At 58.9% G+C, this 20,640-nt stretch carries 12 protein-coding genes; 6 read left to right on the top strand and 6 right to left on the bottom strand.

Annotated features, from left to right (window positions below; genetic code table 11):
• Window positions 1–749 precede the first annotated feature (749 nt).
• Window positions 750–2,330, top strand: a complete 1,581-nt coding sequence (locus ACSPHG_RS08055; RefSeq protein WP_435952965.1) for a TerC family protein — start codon at window positions 750–752, stop codon at window positions 2,328–2,330.
• Between the two features lie 456 nt (window positions 2,331–2,786).
• Here ACSPHG_RS08055 and asmA read toward each other — a convergent pair whose 3' ends face one another.
• The 3 genes from asmA to udk all read right to left on the bottom strand — a co-directional run bounded on the left by asmA (window position 2,787) and on the right by udk (window position 6,046).
• On the bottom strand, window positions 2,787–4,634 hold the full coding sequence (gene asmA / locus ACSPHG_RS08050) for an outer membrane assembly protein AsmA (protein WP_435952964.1): 1,848 nt from the start codon (window positions 4,632–4,634) through the stop codon (window positions 2,787–2,789).
• 26 nt (window positions 4,635–4,660) lie between these two features.
• Window positions 4,661–5,242 carry a dCTP deaminase gene (gene dcd, locus ACSPHG_RS08045; protein ID WP_435952963.1) on the bottom strand — a complete coding sequence of 194 codons (582 nt, stop codon included), beginning with the start codon at window positions 5,240–5,242 and terminating at the stop codon, window positions 4,661–4,663.
• Window positions 5,243–5,404: 162 nt separating this feature from the next.
• On the bottom strand, window positions 5,405–6,046 hold the full coding sequence (udk, locus tag ACSPHG_RS08040) for a uridine kinase (RefSeq protein ID WP_435952962.1): 642 nt from the start codon (window positions 6,044–6,046) through the stop codon (window positions 5,405–5,407).
• Window positions 6,047–6,416: 370 nt separating this feature from the next.
• Between udk and ACSPHG_RS08035 the strand changes: the two genes are divergently transcribed.
• Entirely contained in the window at window positions 6,417–9,749 is a 3,333-nt protein-coding gene (locus ACSPHG_RS08035) for a diguanylate cyclase (RefSeq protein WP_435952961.1), read from the top strand.
• On the opposite strand, the gene alkA is transcribed toward ACSPHG_RS08035, so the two are convergent.
• Complete coding sequence (alkA, locus tag ACSPHG_RS08030; protein WP_435952960.1) at window positions 9,742–10,599, bottom strand: DNA-3-methyladenine glycosylase 2; 858 nt, start codon at window positions 10,597–10,599, stop codon at window positions 9,742–9,744. The two genes, ACSPHG_RS08035 and alkA, sit on opposite strands and share 8 nt — an antisense overlap.
• Before the next feature lie 132 nt (window positions 10,600–10,731).
• Here alkA and yegD point away from each other — a divergent pair, with 132 nt between their 5' ends.
• Window positions 10,732–12,090: a molecular chaperone gene (gene yegD / locus ACSPHG_RS08025; protein WP_435952959.1), complete on the top strand. Its 1,359-nt coding sequence runs from the start codon at window positions 10,732–10,734 to the stop codon at window positions 12,088–12,090.
• A gap of 3 nt (window positions 12,091–12,093) precedes the next feature.
• Here the strand turns inward: yegD and ACSPHG_RS08020 are convergent, their stop codons facing one another.
• Entirely contained in the window at window positions 12,094–12,399 is a 306-nt protein-coding gene (locus tag ACSPHG_RS08020) for a helix-turn-helix domain-containing protein (RefSeq protein WP_435952958.1), read from the bottom strand.
• Window positions 12,386–12,748: a type II toxin-antitoxin system RelE/ParE family toxin gene (locus ACSPHG_RS08015; protein WP_435952957.1), complete on the bottom strand. Its 363-nt coding sequence runs from the start codon at window positions 12,746–12,748 to the stop codon at window positions 12,386–12,388. Before ACSPHG_RS08015 ends, ACSPHG_RS08020 begins: the two co-directional genes overlap by 14 nt.
• A gap of 232 nt (window positions 12,749–12,980) precedes the next feature.
• On the opposite strand from ACSPHG_RS08015, the gene ACSPHG_RS08010 reads away from it, so the two are divergent.
• Genes ACSPHG_RS08010 through mdtC form a run of 3 tightly spaced genes read left to right on the top strand, consistent with a single transcriptional unit; the run spans window position 12,981 to window position 20,424 of the window.
• Complete coding sequence (locus tag ACSPHG_RS08010; RefSeq protein ID WP_435952956.1) at window positions 12,981–14,228, top strand: MdtA/MuxA family multidrug efflux RND transporter periplasmic adaptor subunit; 1,248 nt, start codon at window positions 12,981–12,983, stop codon at window positions 14,226–14,228.
• The gene (locus tag ACSPHG_RS08005) at window positions 14,228–17,353 is read left to right on the top strand and encodes an MdtB/MuxB family multidrug efflux RND transporter permease subunit (RefSeq protein WP_435952955.1); all 3,126 of its coding nucleotides are present in this window, start codon (window positions 14,228–14,230) and stop codon (window positions 17,351–17,353) included. Before ACSPHG_RS08010 ends, ACSPHG_RS08005 begins: the two co-directional genes overlap by 1 nt.
• A complete protein-coding gene (gene mdtC / locus ACSPHG_RS08000; RefSeq protein ID WP_435952954.1) occupies window positions 17,350–20,424 on the top strand; it encodes a multidrug efflux RND transporter permease subunit MdtC in 3,075 nt (1,024 codons plus the stop codon). The genes ACSPHG_RS08005 and mdtC overlap by 4 nt, the downstream gene beginning before the upstream one ends.
• The last annotated feature ends 216 nt before the right edge of the window (window positions 20,425–20,640 follow it).

Raw genomic sequence — 20,640 nt, 5'->3', positions numbered from 1 at the left:
TCACTATGGCAGAGTAATTATCCTGAGCGAATAAAATAAGCGACCCATTATCAGAGAGGCGAGTTAAAGAATTGAACATGACTTACTGTCTAAAATAACTGGCATCAGTCCTAAATTTGGCTTATTTCCCGACATCCTATTGACAGAATAATTGAGGCTTAAACTCTTGCCTTCGGGCATGCTACCGCCCTTGGCTTACAGTCACCAAACCACTGAAACAAAAGCAGATAATATGAGGACACCGATCCTAAGATAAATCCGTATATATTTATCAATTAGGCAGAGTTACGAGTAATGAAGCGCTAAGTGCCACACCAATCAATTATAAAAAATACATCCATTGTCAGACACTGCGAATGATTGTTACAGCTAACCCTACGGCAGGCAAGGTGCCCTATCGTAATACAGATACTTTTAAGAATAATATTAACGCCGCAAAACTCGCGCTTTAGGAATTTCTTTATATTGACAAAAAATGAATAAAGAGTAATAGCCGAGATATATACAGATATATCTCATAGCCGCCGCGTCATAATAATTAAATATGACTGTATTATTCTGTACACATTTTAATTATTTACCCCGGTTACTGAATGGGTATATCGCTAATTAACATTATTCTTGTGCATTAGTTAAGATTAATCTCAGGGTAACGTTGCATTTTAAGCGCAGATTATCCATTATTTCAGTGTGACATTTGTCATACTTTTATTCCCAATCAATTGAAGAAAGAAGGTACCTAAAGCCGTATGGAATGGATTGCCGATCCATCAATTTGGGCGGGCCTGGTGACGCTGGTGGTCATCGAGCTGGTCCTGGGCATCGATAACCTGGTGTTTATCGCCATCCTTGCCGAGAAACTTCCCCCTGCACAGCGCGACCGCGCCCGCGTAACGGGCCTTATTCTTGCCATGCTGATGCGCCTGGTACTGCTGGCGTCCATCTCCTGGATGGTGACGCTCACCAAACCGCTGTTTAACGTTCACGGTTACGGCTTCAGCGCGCGCGATTTAATTATGCTTTTCGGCGGCTTATTCCTGCTGTTTAAGGCCACGGTCGAGCTAAACGAGCGGCTGGAGGGTAAAGACAGCGAAACGCATACCCAGCGGCGCGGCGCGCGCTTCTGGCCCGTCGTCGTGCAGATCGTTATCCTGGACGCCGTTTTCTCGCTGGATTCGGTGATCACCGCCGTCGGCATGGTCGACCACCTCGCCGTCATGATGGCCGCGGTTATCATCGCCATCAGCCTGATGCTGCTCGCAAGCAGGGCGCTGACGCGCTTTGTCAACAGCCACCCGACCATCGTCATTCTCTGCCTGAGCTTCCTGCTGATGATTGGCTTTAGCCTGGTGGCCGACGGCTTTGGCTACCAGATCCCGAAAGGCTATCTGTACGCGGCTATCGGCTTCTCGGTCATGATTGAATCGCTAAACCAGCTGGCGATTTTCAACCGCCGCCGCTTCCTGTCCGCCAATCAGTCGCTGCGCCAGCGCACCGCCGAGGCGGTTTTACGCCTGCTGAACGGCAAGAAAGAAGAGGCCGAGCTGGACGCGCAGACGTCCTCGCTGATTGCCGACCACGACAGGCAGGACGAGATCTTCAATCCGCAGGAGCGGCTGATGATCGAGCGCGTGCTGCACCTTAACCAGCGTTCCGTGAGCAGCATCATGACCTCGCGCCACGACGTGGAGCACGTTAAGCTCAGCGAACCGGACGAGCGCGTACGCGAGATCCTCGATAAAAACCAGCATACCCGCATCGTTATCACCGACGACAACGACGAGGTGCTGGGCGTGGTGCACGTTATTGATCTGCTGACCCAGTCGCTGCGCGGCGAGCCGCTTGACCTTGAGTCGCTGATCCGCCAGCCGCTGATTTTCCCCGAAGCCCTGCCGCTGCTGCAGGCGCTGGAGCAGTTCCGCAACGCGCGCACGCACTTCGCGTTTGTGGTGGATGAATTTGGCTCGATTGAAGGGGTGGTGACGTTAAGCGACGTCATGGAAACCATTGCGGGCAACCTGCCGAACGAAGTCGAAGAGATCGACGCCCGCCACGACATCCAGAAAAACCCGGACGGCAGCTGGACCGCCAACGGCCACATGCCGCTGGAAGACCTGGTGCAGTACATCCCGCTGCCGCTTGACGACAGGCGCAACTACCACACCATTGCCGGCCTGCTGATGGAGTATTTGCAGAGGATCCCTACCGCCGGGGAATCGGTACAGGTGGGGAATTATCAGCTGAAAACGCTGCAGGTCGAAAGCCACCGCGTGCAGAAGGTGCAGATTGTGCCGTTAGCGGATGACGAGGAGATGGATTACGAGGTGTAAGGTGTAGGTCGGGTGGCGCTACGCTTACCCGACCTACGTTCGCGATGTGGAATTTGTAGGGTGGATAAGCGCAAGCGCCATCCACCGCTACGATCAAAGCTTATCCAGCAGCTGCTTAATATCCTTCGAACGGCTGCTGTCTTTATTGCTGTCGGCCCACTAGATGGATTACGAGGTGTAGGGTGTAGCGTCGGGTGGCGCTACGCTTACCCGACCTACGTTCGCGATGTGGAATTTGTAGGGTGGATAAGCGCAAGCGCCATCCACCGCTACGATCAAAGCTTATCCAGCAGCTGCTTAATATCCTTCGAACGGCTGCTGTCTTTATTGCGGTCGGCCCACTAGATGGATTACGAGGTGTAGGGTGTAGGTCGGGTGGCGCTACGCTTACCCGACCTACGTTCGTGATGTGGAATTTGTAGGGTGGATAAGCGCAAGCGCCATCCACCGCTACGATCAAAGCTTATCCAGCAGCTGCTTAATATCCTTCGAACGGCTGCTGTCTTTATTGCGGTCGGCCCACTCTTTCAGGCGACGTTTCGCCTCATCCTGAAGCTGCTTGCGCAAGACCTGATCGACCTGCAGGCTGTAGTTGAGCTTTTCCCACGGGCCGTAAACGCGCAGCGGAATCGGGGTATCCTGCAGCATAGCAATCAGCTTGCTGTCCCCTTCCCAGCCGCCGGTGACCGTCACCGCAAAGCGCGTGTCGCAGTCCTCTTTGACCAGGTTCATCGTCCCCTCGCCCGTCAGGGAGAGCAGCGCCGAATGGCCGTTCATCTCTTTCAGGTCCAGCCTGCCGTTATCCAGCGCCACGCTTGTGGTAAAGGCGTCGAGTACCGTGACGTTGTCGTAGTTCTCCTGCGCCTTCACGCTGCTGTTGCTGCGCTCAACCGCCTGCTGAATCAGCTGTTGGAAGTTCATGCCCTGCAGGCGTGAATGGGCCATGCTGATTTCCGCGTCGCCCTGCCAGGAGTGGCGGAAGGCATCGGCATTTAGCTTGTCGCCGGTAAAATCGCCCTGCATCGAGAACTCGCCGGATAAGGCGATGGGGTAATCAAAGGCGTTCAGGATTGGCGCAATTTCAATGTTGCTGATGCGCGGATGAAACGCCAGCTGCGGCTCGTCGCCGGTGGCATCCAGCTCGCCCGGCAGCGACATTTCGCCTTTACCAAACTTGCCCGTCAGCTCGGCGATTTTCAAATGCCCATAGTCGTTGCTGATGGCCGACTGAACGTCGGTAAACTCCAGCCCGCGCCAGCGCACGCTTTTTGCGGCAAGCTTCACGTCGGCCGCGAAGCCGCGAAGGTTACGATAGGTGGTGTCTTCCGTACCGCGAGCAATCACCGGACGCGGCAAGGTGTTCTGCTGCTGCCCCTGCTGAGACACGGAGCTATTGGTGGCAGGCGTTCCCACCACCAGCTTGTCGAGGTTAAGGTTGCCTGAAGTCAGCTCCCCCGCCCACTTCGGCTTATCGCCCAGCACCACGCTCGCCAAACCCCGCACGTCGCTGTCGTTCGCGGTGAGCTGGAGATTGCTCAGCACCAGTTTTTTCTCAGGATCGGCCCAGCTCATTTGCAGCGTGCCGCCGCCGGAAATGCCCTCTTTGGGTAAATCTGCGCCCTGAAGCTGGTAGTTAAGCTGGGTTACCTTCGCGTTAAGCTGCTGCGGGAAGTTACTGGCGTCAAGGTCGGCAACCAGCGACAGGTTTAAATCCCGCTGGTCGCGGTTGATGCGGCTGCTGAACTCAACGTGCGCCTGTTTTTTATCATCCTGCTCCATTTGCAGGTTGATATTGCGCACGGTGACCTGCTCATCTTCCGCATGCTGAAACACCAGAACGCTGTCGGCGACTTTCAGTTTGGCAATGTCAAACGACCAGCCAAGCTCGTTTTCCGGCGCGGGAGGATTGCTGCCCGCCGGGCCAACCGGGGCATTTTGAGGCTTGCGTTCTTCGCTTTGCGGGGTGAGCTGAATTACGGCCCCTTTGAGCATCACCTGACGCACCTGGAGCTGGTGGGAAAATAAGGGAATCAGCGCCACGTCGAGGCGCATGTTGTCCGAGCTAACCAGCGGCTGGCTTGCGCCCGGCGCGGTCAGGGACATGCGCCCGGAAAGAATGCTGAGCTGCGGCCAGACATGCCAGCGCAAAGGCCCGTCTAAGGTGAGTTGATAACCACTGCGCTGTTCAACCTGGCGCACCATATAAGCGCGAAAATCGTTGGGATTGACCAACAGGACCAACGCGGAAAGACCGGCCACTATCACGACCAGCAAAATCATCAGCGTGGTTAGAAATCGTCTCATAAAATCCTCAGTGAACGGGGGTCAACTCAGTCTTTATCAATACGACTGGCCACGGCGCCCTGCTGATCGCGGTATTTGGCATCCTGGCGGCGGTTATAAGGGCGCGCGGCGGGGCCAGAAAGCGGCTCGAAGCTTAGCGCGCCGATCATCATGCCCGGGCGCAAAGCCAGCGGGAGCTTGCCGGAATTATAGAACTCAAGCACGATGCAGCCGTGCCAGCCGGGATCGATACGGTGCGCGGTAACGTGAACCATCAGCCCAAGACGCGCAAGGGATGAGCGGCCATCAAGCCAGCCGACCAAATCAGAGGGAATGGTCACCGACTCAAGGGTTACCGCCAGCGCCAGCTCGCCCGGATGCAGGAAGAAGGCCTGGCCTTCCGGCAGCACGATCTCGTCACTCATCACGCGCTCCAGCGCTTCGGTGACTTCATCTTTCGGGCCGCTAAGATCGATAAAAGGTGCGGTATGGCCGCTGAAGGTACGGAATTTGTTCCCCAAACGGACATCAACGGTCGCGCCGTTAATACGCTCAACCGGAGGGCGTGGAGTAATCGTTAATCGCCCGTCATCAAGCCAGGCTTCTATATCGCGGTCACACAAACGCATCGCAGATTCTCCTTATCAAGCACAGTTATGTTTACCCTGCCACACCGGGCGGCAGATAGCCACGGAACGACAGATAATTACAGGGAATTCATTGTATTTTGCGAGCGTGTTCCGAACATTCGTTGGCAGAATACGCTCGCATTGCGCTATCAGGTAGCGTGATTATTCAAAGAATTGGCTAATTTTAGCTTTGAGAATGTCGATGGCAATACGGTTTTTGCCGCCGCGCGGCACGATGATATCGGCGTACTGTTTAGACGGCTCGATAAACTGCAGGAACATTGGGCGAACGGTTTTCTGATACTGCGCCATTACCGAGTCCATAGAGCGGCCACGTTCGTTGACGTCGCGCTTCATGCGGCGCATCAGGCAGATGTCTAACGGCGTATCGACGAAGATCGAGAAGTTCATCTCTTCGCGCAGGCGGGCGTCCGTCAGCAGCAAAATCCCTTCCAGAATAATGACTTTTTTCGGCACCAGGTGAACGGTGTTCGCGGTACGCGTGTGTTCCACGTAGCTGTAAACCGGCAGCTCTATGGCGTTGCCCGCTTTGAGCATTTGCAAATGCTGGAACAGCAGGTTGTGGTCCATCGCGCTTGGATGGTCATAGTTGGTTTTTACTCGTTCTTCCATCGACAGATGGCTTTGATCTTTGTAGTAGCTGTCTTCTGGAATGACACCAATGTGTTCATCACCGACCTGATCGCGTAATTCGCGATACAGCGTACTGGCAATAAGACTTTTCCCTGAGGCCGATGCGCCGGCGATCCCGATGATGACGCACTGATGAGACTTGTCAGTCATGTTGTTAACGAGCCTTGTTGACTTAATGTTATGGAAGGGCGACGCGAGGTGCGTCAAACGCGGCAATTATAGGGACAACCGCCGGTTGATACCAGAATAATGGTCACCGGCAGAATATTTCGCCCGAAGTTCAGGCAGTGCGCTGCGGATATGCCCCGCCGGGAGGGGATAATTTGCGGCAAAGCAGCATAAAAGAAGCATTAATGAAAAGAAGCCGTGGGCAGGCGCACTTATTTATAACATGTTGATGTTAAATTATGAGCGCACGCCATAGGAATTGTAAATTGTTTGTACTAGCATAAACCGAAACTATTCTATTTTTGCATCCGGGCATGCTCCTGGCGGCACTGCCTTAACGGATTTCGCGGGAATGAACAAAAATAATACCTATCAGAAAGACGTCACCGCCCCCAGATTTCTCCTGCTGGGCCTGGGTTTATTGAGCTTTATTTTTACCCTTTACTCTCTGGAATTAAGTCTTGTGGGCACCGTGCTTGCGCCCCTATGGTTCCCAACGTCAATAATGACGGTTGCTTTTTTCCGCAACCCGCCGCGCCGCTGGCCGTTAATTGCGCTTATTTGTTCTGCCGCAAGCGTAGCGGCAACGGCGGTATTAATTCCCTTAAATGAAATTAATCTCGGCTTTACGGCAATTAACCTTCTTGAGGCTTTAATAGCCGCAGGCTTAATGCGCCATTTCCTATCGGCTAAAAATCCGCTGCAAAATCTCAACAGCTGGGTTCGGCTGGCGGTGTGCAGCGCGATTATTCCGCCGATTATCGGGGGCTTGCTGGCCATTTGGCTGGCGGCTCCGGCAGGCGGAACGGTGCTTAAAAATTTCCTGGTTTGGGTACTTTCCGAATCCATAGGCGCGCTGGCCCTGCTCCCGACCGGCCTGCTCATCAAGCCGCAGTATTTCCTGCGCAACCGCAACCCGAAGCAGCTGCTCGAAACGGTGCTCACCTTCATCATCACGCTGATGCTCAGCTACTTCGCGCTGCGTTTCATGCCCTGGCCGTTTACGTTTATCATCGTCTTCCTGATGTGGAGCGCGATTCGCCTGCCCCGCCTTGAGGCGTTTATCATCTTTCTTGCCACGCTGATGGTGGTGTCGCTGATGATGGCGACCAACAGCGTTTCGATGATGGCTCCGCACGCGGCGGTGGTCGACAACGCCCCGTGGCTGCCGTTCCTGATGATTTTGCTGCCCGCGAACGTCATGACCATGGTGATGTACTCCTTCCGCGAAGAGCGCAAGCACATCACCGAAAGCGAGGCGCGGTTTCGCAACGCGATGGAATATTCCGCCATCGGCATGGCGCTGGTATCGATTGAAGGCCAGTGGATTCAGGTAAATAAATCGCTCAGCAAGTTCCTCGGCTACACCGCAGACCAGCTGCGCGCGCTGAACTTCCAGCAAATTACCTACCCCGAAGACCTGCACGCGGACCTGCGACAGCTCGATATGCTGATTGCGGGCGACATCAACAGCTATTCGATGGAAAAACGTTACTACACCAGCCAGGGCGAAGTGGTGTGGGCGCTGCTGGCGGTTTCCGTGGTGCGCGATACCGACAAATCCCCGCTCTACCTGATCGCCCAAATCGAAGACATCAACGACCTCAAGCACACCGAATGGGTCAATAAGCGCCTGATGGAGCGCATTACGCTGGCTAACGAAGCCGGGGGCATCGGTATCTGGGAATGGGATCTGGCGAGCGATGTGATCAGCTGGGACAAGCGCATGTTCGATCTCTACGAAGTCGCGCCGCACATGAAGCCGACCTATAAGCTGTGGGCGGAATGCGTACTCGTTGAAGACCTGCCGCAGGCCGAAAAAATCCTCCGCGAATCGCTGCAGGCCCGCCTGCCGTTCAAGATGGAATACCGCATCAAGGTAAAAGACGGCATTCGCCATATCCGCTCGCTCGCCAACCGCGTGCTGAATAAAAACGGCGACGTGGAGCGGCTGCTCGGCATCAACATGGATATGACCGAGGTGAAGCAGCTTAACGAAGCGCTGTATCAGGAAAAAGAGCGCCTGCACATCACGCTCGACTCCATCGGCGAAGCGGTGATCTGTACCGATGTCGACATGAACGTCACCTTTATGAACCCGGTGGCGGAAAAACTCAGCGGTTGGGCGCAGGACGAGGCGATCGGCCAGCACATTCTGACGATTCTGCGCATCACCTTCGGCGACGGCGGGCCGGTGATGGAGAACATTCACAGCGGCGACTTCTCGCGGATGGCCATCGAGCAGGACGTGGTGCTGCACTGCCGCAACGGCGGCAGCCACGACATTCACTACAGCATCACGCCGCTGACCACGCTTGACGGGCAGTGCATCGGCTCGGTGCTGGTGATTCAGGACGTGACGGAATCGCGCAAAATGCTCAAACAGCTAAGCTACAGCGCCTCGCACGACAGTCTGACCCACCTTGCCAACCGCGTCAGCTTCGAAAACCACATGAAGCGCCTGCTGCAAAGCGCGAGCGAAAACCGTCAGCGCCACGCGCTGGTGTTTATCGACCTCGACAGGTTCAAGGCCGTCAACGATTCCGCAGGCCACGCGGCGGGCGACGCGCTGCTGCGCGAGCTTTCCTCGCTGATGATGAGCATGCTGCGCACCGGCGATTTCCTGGCAAGGCTTGGGGGCGACGAGTTCGGCCTGCTGCTGCCGGACTGCTCGGCGGAAAACGCGCGCCACATTTCCGGGCGGATCATCGATACCATCAACGATTACCACTTCATCTGGGACGGCCGCCTGCACCGCATCGGGGCCAGCGCCGGGATCACGCAGATCGACGCCAATAACCGCGTGGCCTCCGAGGTGCTATCGCAGGCGGACATCGCCTGTTACGCCTCGAAAAACAGCGGCCGCGGGCGCGTGACGGTTTATGAAGCCCAGCAGCATTACATGCACAAAGACCGCAACGAGCTGGCGATAGAGGAAAAGTGGCGCATCATCAACGATAACGCGATGCTGATGGTGGCGGCAGCGGCTGCACCGCCGCGCGTGCCGGAGTCCACCAGCTTCTACCTGCTGTCGCTCAAGTTCTGGAACAGCGACGGCGACGTGGTGGAAGAGCACGGCCTGCGCAGCGGGCTGGTCGAAGCCGAGCTGCAGCACGCGCTGGATCGCCGCGTCTTCGGCGAGTTCTTCCGCGAATACGCGACCCAGGTTGCGCAGAAGGGCTTCGGCGTCGCGCTGCCTATCTCCCCCGCCGGGCTTGCCAGCGCGAGCTTTATCGACGAGCTGCTGGGAATGCTCGCGCGTAGCCCGCTACCCGCGCGCCTGCTGCATCTGCAAATCAACAGTGAAACCCTGATCGTCGACGATGAGCAGGTGCACAGCAACCTGCAACGCCTGCGCGAAAAGGGCTGCCAGATGGTGCTGACGCACGTTGGGCGCGACCTTGAGATTTTCGACCGCATCAGCCGCCAGACCTTCAGCTATATCCTTATCGACAGCCAGCTGATCCAGAACGTGCACTGCAACCTGATGGACGAAATGATGGTGACCATTATTCACGGCCACGCCCAGCGCCTGATGCTGCAAACGCTGGCCGGGCCTGCGGATCTGCCGATGGTCATGGACACGCTGTCCGGCATCGGCATTGATTTGATTTACGGCGAAAACATCAGCGCTCCGCAGCCGCTGCCCCTGCTGCTGAGCACCAGCTACTTCGGCATTAACTAAGCGCGGGGCTTTCCGGCACCCAGCCGTCGCTGTACCAGATGTGCAGCAGCGCGTAGGAGCGCCACGGGTGCCAGCGCTCCGCGTAGCGGCGGATCTGGGCGGGGGTCATGCCGGGAAAGCGCTGCTTAATCAGATAATCGTCGGGCAAAAACACGTCGCTTGCCTGCCAGCCGCGCAGGGCGTAATAGTTCGCCGTCCAGCTCCCGATCCCCGGCAGCGTAATCAGCTGCTTCACGCCGCGTTCAACGTCCTCGGGGAGGGTCAACGGGAACTCTCCGGCGGCGGCCAGTCGCGCCAGGTTAATAATCGCCTCCCCGCGCCTGAGCGGCATGCCAAGCGGCTTAAGCTGTTCTGGGGCAAGGGCCGCAAGACGGCCTGCGGAAGGGAAAACCTGCCACTCCGGGAAGCCCGCCAGCGGTTCGCCAAATTCCCGCGCCACCTTCCCGGCAAGCTTCGCCGCCATCGCCACGCTCACCAGCTGCCCGAGAATGGCGCGAATCGCCTGCTCAAACGAATCCATGCAGCCCGGCAGCCGCAGGCCCGGCCTCGCCTGCGCCAGCTCGCCCAGGCTTTCCAACACCGGCTGCGGCTGGCGGTCTACGTCCAGCAGCTGCCTCACTCTTATTAACACCTCATCCGCAACGGGCAGCAGCCCGTCGGTCAGGGTCACGTTGAGCCGGTGGTTTTGCTCATCCGGTTCGAGAGTGACCAGCCCCCGGTGCGCGCCCAGGGCAAAGCTTCGGCAGTAGCGGGTTGGCGACACGGTTTCAACGCCCGCAACCGCACGGGCGGCGAGAAAGCCGAACATCCACTGCCAGTCATAGGGCGGGTGGTAAACAAGTGCGAACATAGTCGATTCCCGTGGGTTTTGATGGGCTTAGCATAATAGCAAATGCCGATTCCTGCCTTGCTTTGATATTCAGTTGCCCGCGGCGGCGCATTCCGCTAAAGTCGCCCCCCTTCTCACCGGCATGGGGATATTATGCAATTTATTGGCTTTGATTATGGTACGGCAAACTGCTCCGTTGCGGTGATGCGCGACGGCGCGCCGAAACTGCTGGAAATGGAAAACGGCTCCTCCCTGCTTCCTTCTATGCTCTGCGCCCCAACGCGCGAAGCGGTCAGCGAGTGGCTCTACCGTCACCACCAGGTTCCGGCCACCGGCGACGAAACCCAGGCACTGCTGCGCCGCGCCGTGTCGTTTAACCGCGAAGAAGATATCGACGTGCTCCCCGGCAGCGTGCAGTTCGGCCTGAACTCGCTGCGCCAGTACATGGAGGACCCGGAGGAAGTCTACTTCGTCAAATCCCCGAAATCCTTCCTCGGCGCAAGCGGCCTCAAGCCGCAGCAGGTCGCGCTGTTTGAAGATTTGGTCTGCGCCATGATGGTACATATCCGCAGCCAGGCGCAAAGCCAGGTCGCCGAGCCTATCAGCCAGGCGGTGATTGGCCGTCCGATAAACTTCCAGGGCCTGGGCGGCGATGAGGCCAACCAGCAGGCGCAGGGCATTCTCGAACGCGCGGCGCACCGTGCCGGGTTCCAGGACGTGGTGTTCCAGTTCGAACCGGTGGCGGCGGGGCTGGATTTTGAAGCCTCCCTGACACAGGAAAAACAGGTGCTGGTGGTGGATATCGGCGGCGGGACGACCGACTGTTCGGTACTGCTGATGGGCCCGGAGTGGCACAAGCGCCGCGACCGCGAGCACAGCCTGCTGGGACACAGCGGCTGCCGCGTGGGCGGTAACGATCTCGACATTATGCTGGCGTTCAAGCAGCTTTCGCCGCTGCTCGGCATGGGCGGGCAGACCGAGAAAGGGATTGCCCTGCCGGTGCTGCCGTGGTGGAACGCCGTCGCCATTAACGACGTGCCCGCGCAGAACGACTTCTACAGCACCGCCAACGGCAGAATGCTCAATGAACTGGTGCGCGACGCTCGCGAGTCCGACAAGGTTGCCTGGCTGCAAAAAGTCTGGCGTCAACGCCTGAGCTATCGCCTGGTGCGCGCGGCGGAAGAGAGCAAAATCGCCCTGTCCGACAGCGCGAAGGTTGCCACCCTGCTGCCGTTTATCGCCAAAGATCTGGGCTGTGAGATTGCCCAGGCCGATCTGGAAAGCGCCATCAGCCAGCCGCTGCAGCGCATTCTGGAGCAGGTAACGCTGGCGCTTGAAAACAGCAACGTGAAGCCGGACGTGATTTATCTCACCGGCGGCAGCGCGCGTTCGCCGATGATTAAGCACGCGCTCGCACAGCAGCTGCCGGGCATTGAGCTTGCGGGCGGCGATGATTTTGGCTCGGTTACCGCAGGCCTTGCGCGCTGGGCAGAAGTGGTGTTCCGGGGCTAACCCTCAGACACCTAAATGCTTCACGGATTCCGGGAATTCAATTTGCAGTGAAAGCGTGCCGCCCAGCGCCTCAACGTAGCGTTTCAGGGTGCCGATTTTTATTTCGTTACCGCGCTGTTCGATGGCGGTAACGGCTGGCTGGCTGATACCCATCGCCAGCGCCAGCTGCTTTTGAGACCAGCCCATCTCTTCACGAATCAGATGCAGGCAGCTTTCCAGAATCAGCTCCTGGGTGCCCTCAGCAACGCGCTTTTGCCGCTCCGGCGGCAGCTGGGCGAGCATTTCTTCCAGCGTTTTATAGTTTTTCATTTTGTTCCTCTCGTAGTTCCAACCATTTAGCAAATTCGCTATCGGCAACCGCAATCATCGTTTCGTAGAAGCGCTTATCATTTGACTTGTCTCCGGCACAGAGCAAGATGGCCTGGCGCGCAAAATCAAAAGCGTAAAAAACACGCAGAGGCCTACCGCAGTACTGCACCCGGAGCTCTTTCATATTGCTGAATCGCGATCCTTTCACCGAATCGGCATAAGGGCGAGACAGCAGCGGTCCCAGAAATTGTAAACACCCCAGCGAATGTAGGACGCGATCCTGAAGCGCTTCATTTTGCTCGTGATACCACTCATCAAAACGTGGTGTAGTGATTACCGTCCATGTCATACCCACTCTCCTTATAAACTATAATTTATATTCCAGTTATAAGCTATAGTTTATGAGCAGATTTTACCGTTAGCCATCGTTGGAGGTCAGTCCTGCGAGGCGTCTCGAAGAAAAGCGCGGTATCGGATTTATCCATACGTTCTTCCATATTTCCTTCATTTTTCAGCGCCCGGCAGTCACTACACTAGTATCATTAGCGTTAAATCGTTTCAGGAAGAGAAGACGTAAACATATGAAAGGTTCGCACACTCCCCGCTGGCTGTGGATTGCCGGGGTCGCTATCGTTGCCGTGGCCGCCGTCTATTTTTGGCGCAGCAGCGCCACCGGCGGTCAGGAAACGCAGAAATCCGCCCAGCAGCCGCCGGCGGGAGGCCGTCACGGCATGCGCGGCGGTGCCCTTGCGCCGGTTCAGGCGGCTACGGCAACCAGCGAATCCGTACCACGTTATCTCACCGGGTTGGGGACGATTACCGCAGCGAACACCGTCACGGTTCGCAGTCGCGTTGACGGCCAGCTGTTAGCCATTCATTTCCAGGAAGGTCAACAGGTTAAAGCGGGCGATCTGCTGGCCGAAATCGATCCGAGCCAGTTCAAGGTTGCGCTGGCCCAGGCGCAGGGGCAGCTTGCCAAAGACCAGGCCACCCTCGCAAACGCCCGCCGGGACCTTGCGCGCTATCAGCAGCTGGTGAAAACCAACCTCGTTTCCCGCCAGGAAATGGACGCCCAGCAGGCGCTGGTTAACGAATCCGCCGGTACGGTCAAAGCGGACGAGGCGTCCGTTGCCAGCGCGCAGCTTCAGCTCGACTGGAGCCGCATCACCGCGCCTATCGACGGGCGCGTGGGCCTCAAGCAGGTCGACGTCGGCAACCAAATATCCAGCGGCGACACCACCGGTATCGTGGTGCTGACCCAAACCCATCCCATAGATTTAATCTTCACGCTGCCGGAAAGCGAAATCGCCACCGTGGTGAAGGCGCAAAAGGCGGGCAACGCGCTGAGCGTCGAGGCGTGGGACCGCACCAATAAGCAGAAGCTCAGCACCGGCAGCCTGCTGAGCCTCGATAATCAGATTGATGCCACCACCGGCACCATCAGGCTCAAGGCGCGCTTTAATAACGAAGACGACGCGCTGTTCCCCAACCAGTTCGTCAACGCGCGCATGCTGGTCGACACCCAGCAAAACGCCGTGGTCATCCCGACCGCCGCCCTGCAAATGGGCAACGAGGGCAGCTTCGTCTGGGTGCTGAACGCCGAGAGCAAAGTCAGCAAGCACCTGGTAACCACCGGCATTCAGGACAGCCAAAAAGTGGTGATTACCGCCGGGCTTTCGGCGGGCGACCGCGTGGTTACCGACGGCATCGACCGCCTGACCGAAGGCGCGAAGGTTGAAGTGGTGGAAGCGCAGACCGCCGCCGCCAGCGCGCCAGAAGAGAAAGCCGACGAGAAGCCTGCCCACCGCCGTAGCGGAGCGAAATCCTGATGCAGGTCTTGCCTCCCAGCGCCACCGGCGGGCCGTCCCGCCTGTTTATTCTCCGCCCGGTTGCCACGACGCTGCTGATGCTGGCTATCCTGCTGGCGGGGATTATCGGCTACCGCTTCCTGCCGGTATCCGCGCTCCCGGAAGTAGACTACCCGACGATTCAGGTGGTGACGCTCTACCCCGGCGCAAGCCCGGACGTCGTGACCTCGGCAATCACCGCCCCGCTGGAACGCCAGTTCGGGCAGATGTCGGGCCTCAAGCAGATGTCCTCGCAGAGCGCGGGCGGCGCTTCCGTCGTCACGCTACAGTTCCAGCTTACCCTGCCGCTGGACGTCGCCGAGCAGGAGGTGCAGGCGGCAATCAATGCCGCCACTAACCTGCTGCCGTCCGACCTGCCTAATCCGCCGGTTTACAGCAAGGTGAATCCGGCGGATCCGCCGATTATGACCCTCGCGGTCACCTCCACCGCCATCCCGATGACCCAGGTCGAAGATATGGTGGAAACGCGCGTGGCGCAGAAAATCTCCCAGGTTTCCGGCGTCGGGCTGGTAACGCTTGCGGGCGGGCAGCGCCCTGCGGTGCGCGTCAAGCTTAACGCCCCGGCCATTGCCGCCCTGGGCCTGACCAGCGAAACGGTGCGCACCGCCATCACCAGCGCCAACGTCAACTCTGCGAAAGGCAGCCTTGATGGCCCGGAGCGCGCCGTCACGCTTTCCGCCAACGACCAGATGCAGTCGGCGGAAGAATATCGCCGCCTGATTATCGCCTATAAGGACGGCGCGCCCGTGCGCCTGGGCGACGTGGCAACGGTTGAACAAGGTGCGGAAAACGCCTGGCTCGGCGCGTGGGCCAACAGGCAGCAGGCGATTGTGATGAACGTGCAGCGCCAGCCGGGCGCAAACATCATCGACACCGCCGACAGCATTCGCCAAATGCTCCCCACGCTCACCGCCAGCCTGCCGAAATCGGTTGAGGTAAAGCTGCTGAGCGACCGCACCACCAACATTCGCGCCTCGGTCACCGACACCCAGTTCGAGCTGATGCTCGCCATCGCGCTGGTGGTGATGATTATTTACGTCTTCCTGCGCAACGTCCCGGCGACCATTATCCCCGCCGTCGCCGTACCGCTCTCGCTGGTCGGCACCTTTGCGGTGATGGTGTTCCTCGATTTTTCGATCAACAACCTGACGCTGATGGCGCTGACCATCGCCACCGGCTTCGTGGTGGACGACGCGATCGTGGTTATCGAAAACATCTCGCGCTATATCGAAAAGGGCGAAAAGCCGCTGGCCGCGGCGCTTAAGGGCGCGGGCGAAATCGGCTTTACCATCATCTCACTGACCCTGTCGCTTATCGCGGTGCTGATCCCGCTGCTGTTTATGGGCGATATCGTGGGCCGCCTGTTCCGCGAGTTTGCCGTCACGCTCGCCATAGCGATCCTGATTTCCGCCATCGTTTCCCTGACGCTGACGCCGATGATGTGCGCGCGCATGCTAAGCCACGAGTCGTTACGCAAACAGAACCGCTTCTCGCGGGCGAGCGAACGCTTCTTCGAGCGGGTTATCGCCGCCTACGGGCGCATGCTAAAAAAAGTGCTTAATCACCCGTGGCTAACCTTAGGCGTCGCGTTCGGCACCCTGGCGCTGACCGTCGTGCTGTGGATTTTCATTCCCAAAGGCTTCTTCCCGATACAGGACAACGGCATTATTCAGGGCACGCTTCAGGCGCCGCAGTCCGTGTCATTTGCCAGCATGGCCCAGCGCCAGCGGCAGGTCGCCGACGTGATTCTGAAAGACCCGGCGGTAGAAAGCCTGACGTCGTTCGTAGGCGTAGACGGCACCAACCCGGCGCTGAACAGCGCCCGCCTGCAGATAAACCTTAAGCCGCTGAGCGACCGCGACGACCGCATTAAGGCCGTTATCGAACGCCTGCAAACCGACGTGGCGAACGTGCCCGGCGTGCAGCTTTACCTCCAGCCGATTCAGGATTTAACCATTGATACCACCGTCAGCCGCACGCAGTATCAGTTCACCCTACAGGCCACCTCGCTTGACGAGCTGAGCACCTGGGTGCCGCAGCTGATGGACAAGCTGCAAACCCTGCCGCAGCTGGCAGACGTCAGCAGCGACTGGCAGGACCTGGGCCTGGTCGCCTATGTCAACGTCGAACGCGCCAGCGCCAGCCGCCTCGGCATCTCCATGTCCGACGTGGATAACGCGCTGTATAACGCCTTCGGCCAGCGTCTGATTTCGACTATTTACACCCAGGCAAACCAGTATCGCGTAGTGCTTGAACACGATACCAGCACCACGCCGGGCCTAAGCGCGCTGGACAATATTCGCCTCGCCTCAACCGACGGCGGCACCGTGCCGCTCGGCGCGATTGCCAAAGTCGAACAGCGCTTCGCGCCGCTGTCGGTGAACCATCTCGACCAGTTCCCGTCGACCACCATCTCGTTTAACGTCCCGGACGACTACTCGCTGGGCGAGGCGGTGCAGTCGATTACCGCTGCGGAAAATGCGCTGTCGCTGCCGTCGGACATCACCACCCAGTTCCAGGGCAGCACCCTCGCCTTCCAGGCCGCGCTCGGCAGCACCATCTGGCTGATTATCGCCTCGGTGGTGGCGATGTACATCGTGCTCGGCGTGCTGTACGAAAGCTTTATCCACCCGATTACCATCCTTTCAACGCTGCCCACAGCGGGCGTTGGCGCGCTGCTGGCGCTTATGCTCGCCGGGGCGGAGCTGGACGTGATCGCCATCATCGGCATTATTCTGCTCATCGGCATCGTGAAGAAAAACGCCATCATGATGATCGACTTCGCGCTCGCCGCCGAACGCGAACAGGGCATGTCGCCGTATGAGGCGATTTACCAGGCCTGCCTGCTGCGCTTCCGCCCGATCCTGATGACCACGCTTGCCGCCCTGCTCGGCGCGCTGCCGCTGATGTTATCCACCGGCGTGGGCGCCGAGCTGCGCCGTCCGCTGGGCATCGGCATGGTCGGTGGGCTGATGGTCAGCCAGGTCTTAACGCTGTTCACCACGCCGGTTATCTACCTGCTGTTTGACCGCCTGTCGCACTACGCCCGCGGCCGCTTCGGCAAGCGCGAGGAAGAAGTACAGTGAAATTCTTCGCCCTCTTTATCTACCGCCCGGTGGCGACGATCCTATTGACCATCGCCATTACGCTGTGCGGCGTGCTCGGGTTCCGCCTGTTGCCGGTAGCCCCGCTGCCGCAGGTTGATTTCCCGGTGATCATGATCAGCGCCTCGCTGCCCGGCGCGTCGCCGGAAACCATGGCCTCATCGGTGGCCACGCCGCTTGAGCGGGCGCTGGGGCGCATTGCGGGCGTCACGGAAATGACGTCGTCAAGCTCGCTCGGCAGCACGCGCATTATCATGGAGTTTAACTTCGACCGCGATATCAACGGCGCCGCGCGCGACGTGCAGGCGGCGATTAACGCCGCGCAAAGCCTGCTGCCAAGCGGCATGCCAAGCCGCCCGACCTACCGCAAGGCCAACCCGTCCGACGCGCCAATCATGATCCTGACGCTCACCTCGGACACCCTCTCCCAGGGCCAGCTTTACGATTTCGCCTCCACCCAGCTTGCGCAAACCGTCGCGCAAATCGACGGCGTGGGCGACGTGGACGTCGGCGGCAGCTCGCTCCCGGCGGTACGCGTCGACCTTAACCCGCAGGCGCTGTTCAACCAGGGCGTTTCGCTTGACGCGGTGCGCACCGCCATCGACAGCGCCAACGTGCGCCGTCCGCAGGGTGCAATCGACGACAGCACGCGCCGCTGGCAGGTGCAGACCAACGACGAGCTGAAAACCGCAGCGGAATATCAGCCGCTCATCGTGCATTACAACAACGGCGGCGCGGTGCAGCTCAAGGACGTGGCGAACGTCACCGATTCGGTGCAGGACGTGCGCAACGCCGGGATGACCAACGCCAAGCCGGCGATTTTGCTGATGATCCGCAAATCCCAGGAAGCGAACATCATCGAAACGGTGGACAGGATCCGCGAAAAGCTGCCGGAGCTGCGGGAAACCATCCCCGCGTCCATTGATTTGCAGGTGGCGCAGGACCGCTCGCCGACCATTCGCGCGTCCCTTGCGGAGGTCGAACAGTCGCTGGTGATTTCCGTCGCGCTGGTGATTCTGGTGGTGTTCGTGTTCCTGCGCTCGGGCCGCGCCACGCTGATTCCCGCCGTCGCGGTGCCGGTGTCGCTGATCGGCACCTTTATCGCCATGTACCTGTGCGGCTTTAGCCTTAACAACCTGTCGCTGATGGCGCTGACCATCGCCACCGGCTTCGTGGTGGACGACGCGATTGTGGTGCTGGAAAACATTTCACGCCACATTGAGGCGGGCGTTAAACCGCTGCAGGCGGCGCTGCAAGGGGTGCGCGAGGTCGGCTTCACCGTGCTTTCCATGAGCCTGTCGCTGGTGGCGGTTTTCCTGCCGCTGCTGCTGATGGGCGGCCTGCCGGGCCGCCTGTTTAAAGAGTTTGCCGTCACGCTGTCCGTCGCCATCGGCATCTCGCTTGTGGTGTCGCTGACCCTAACGCCGATGATGTGCGGCTGGCTGCTGAAAAACAAACCGCAGCATAGCCCGAACCGCAGGCGCGGATTTGGCCGCGTGCTGGTTGCGATGCAGGAAGGCTACGCCCGCTCGCTGCGCTGGGTGTTAGGCCACGCGAAGCTGGTGGGCCTGGTGCTGATTGCCACCATTGCGCTGAACGTCTGGCTGTATATCGCCATCCCGAAAACCTTCTTCCCGGAGCAGGACACCGGGCGGCTGATGGGCAACATTCAGGCCGACCAGAGCATCTCCTTCCAGGCGATGCGCGGCAAGCTGCAGGACTTTATGAAGATTATCCGTGAAGACCCGGCGGTGGATAACGTCACCGGCTTCACCGGCGGCTCGCGCGTCAACAGCGGCATGATGTTCATCTCCCTGAAGCCGCTTGGCGAACGCACGGAAACCGCGCAGCAGGTTATCGACCGGCTGCGTAAGGCGCTGGCAAAAGAGCCGGGGGCGAGCCTGTTTCTGATGGCGGTACAGGATATTCGCGTCGGCGGGCGGCAGGCCAACGCCAGCTACCAGTACACGCTGCTGTCCGATAGCCTGGCCGACCTGCGCACCTGGGAGCCGAAAATTCGCCAGGCGTTTGCCAAACTGCCGCAGCTCGCGGACGTTAACTCAGACCAGCAGGACAACGGCGCGGAAATGGATCTTGTCTACGACCGTGAAACCATGTCCCGGCTGGGGATTAGCGTCAGCGATGCCAACAGTCTGCTGAATAACGCCTTCGGCCAGCGGCAGATTTCGACCATTTACCAGCCGCTTAACCAGTATAAGGTGGTGATGGAGGTCGATCCGCGCTACACCCAAGACATCAGCGCGCTTGACCAAATGTTCGTCACCAACGCTGAAGGCAGGCCGATTCCGCTGTCCTACTTTGCGAAGTGGCAGCCTGCAAACGCGCCGCTTGCGGTGAACCATCAGGGCCTTTCCGCCGCCTCGACGATATCTTTCAACCTGCCGACCGGCGTTTCCCTGAGCGAGGCCAGCGAGGCCATCGACCGCACTATGACGTCGCTTGGCGTGCCGTCGACGGTGCGCGGCAGCTACGCGGGCACGGCGCAGGTGTTCCAGGACACGATGAAATCCCAGGTGATATTGATTATCGCCGCCATCGCCACGGTCTACATCGTGCTGGGGATTTTGTACGAGAGCTACGTTCACCCGCTGACGATTCTCTCGACGCTGCCTTCCGCAGGCGTGGGCGCGCTGCTGGCGCTGGAGCTGTTCGGCGCGCCGTTTAGCCTGATTGCGCTGATCGGCATCATGCTGTTAATCGGCATCGTCAAAAAGAACGCCATTATGATGGTGGACTTCGCGATAGACGCCCAGCGCAACGGCAGCCTGACGCCGGAGGAAGCCATCTTTCAGGCCTGTCTGCTGCGCTTCCGGCCGATTATGATGACCACGCTCGCGGCGCTGTTTGGCGCGCTGCCGCTGGTGCTGACCAGCGGCGACGGCGCCGAATTGCGCCAGCCGCTGGGGATTACCATCGTCGGCGGGCTGGTGGTCAGCCAGCTGCTGACGCTGTACACCACGCCGGTTGTGTATCTGTTCTTTGACCGTTTACGCTTAAGGTTTAGCCGCAGGCACCGTGAAGCAACGGCGTAAGCTTGCGGATGAATAAGTTTGTAGGGTGGATAAGCGCCAGCGCCATCCACCAAATAATGTCGGGGGCGCTACGCTTGCCCGACCTACAAGCCATAAGCCCCGTGAGGAAACGGCGTAAGTTTGTAGGTGGATACGTTTGTAGGGTGGATAAGCGCCAGCGCCATCCACCAAATAATGTCGGGGGCGCTACGCTTGCCCGACCTACAAGCCTTAAGC

Source organism: Dryocola baronae (assembly GCF_051297175.1).
Taxonomy (GTDB): Bacteria; Pseudomonadota; Gammaproteobacteria; order Enterobacterales; family Enterobacteriaceae; genus Dryocola.
The sequence above is the reverse complement of the archived record's forward strand: the minus strand, read 5'-3'. Positions and strand labels throughout refer to the sequence as shown.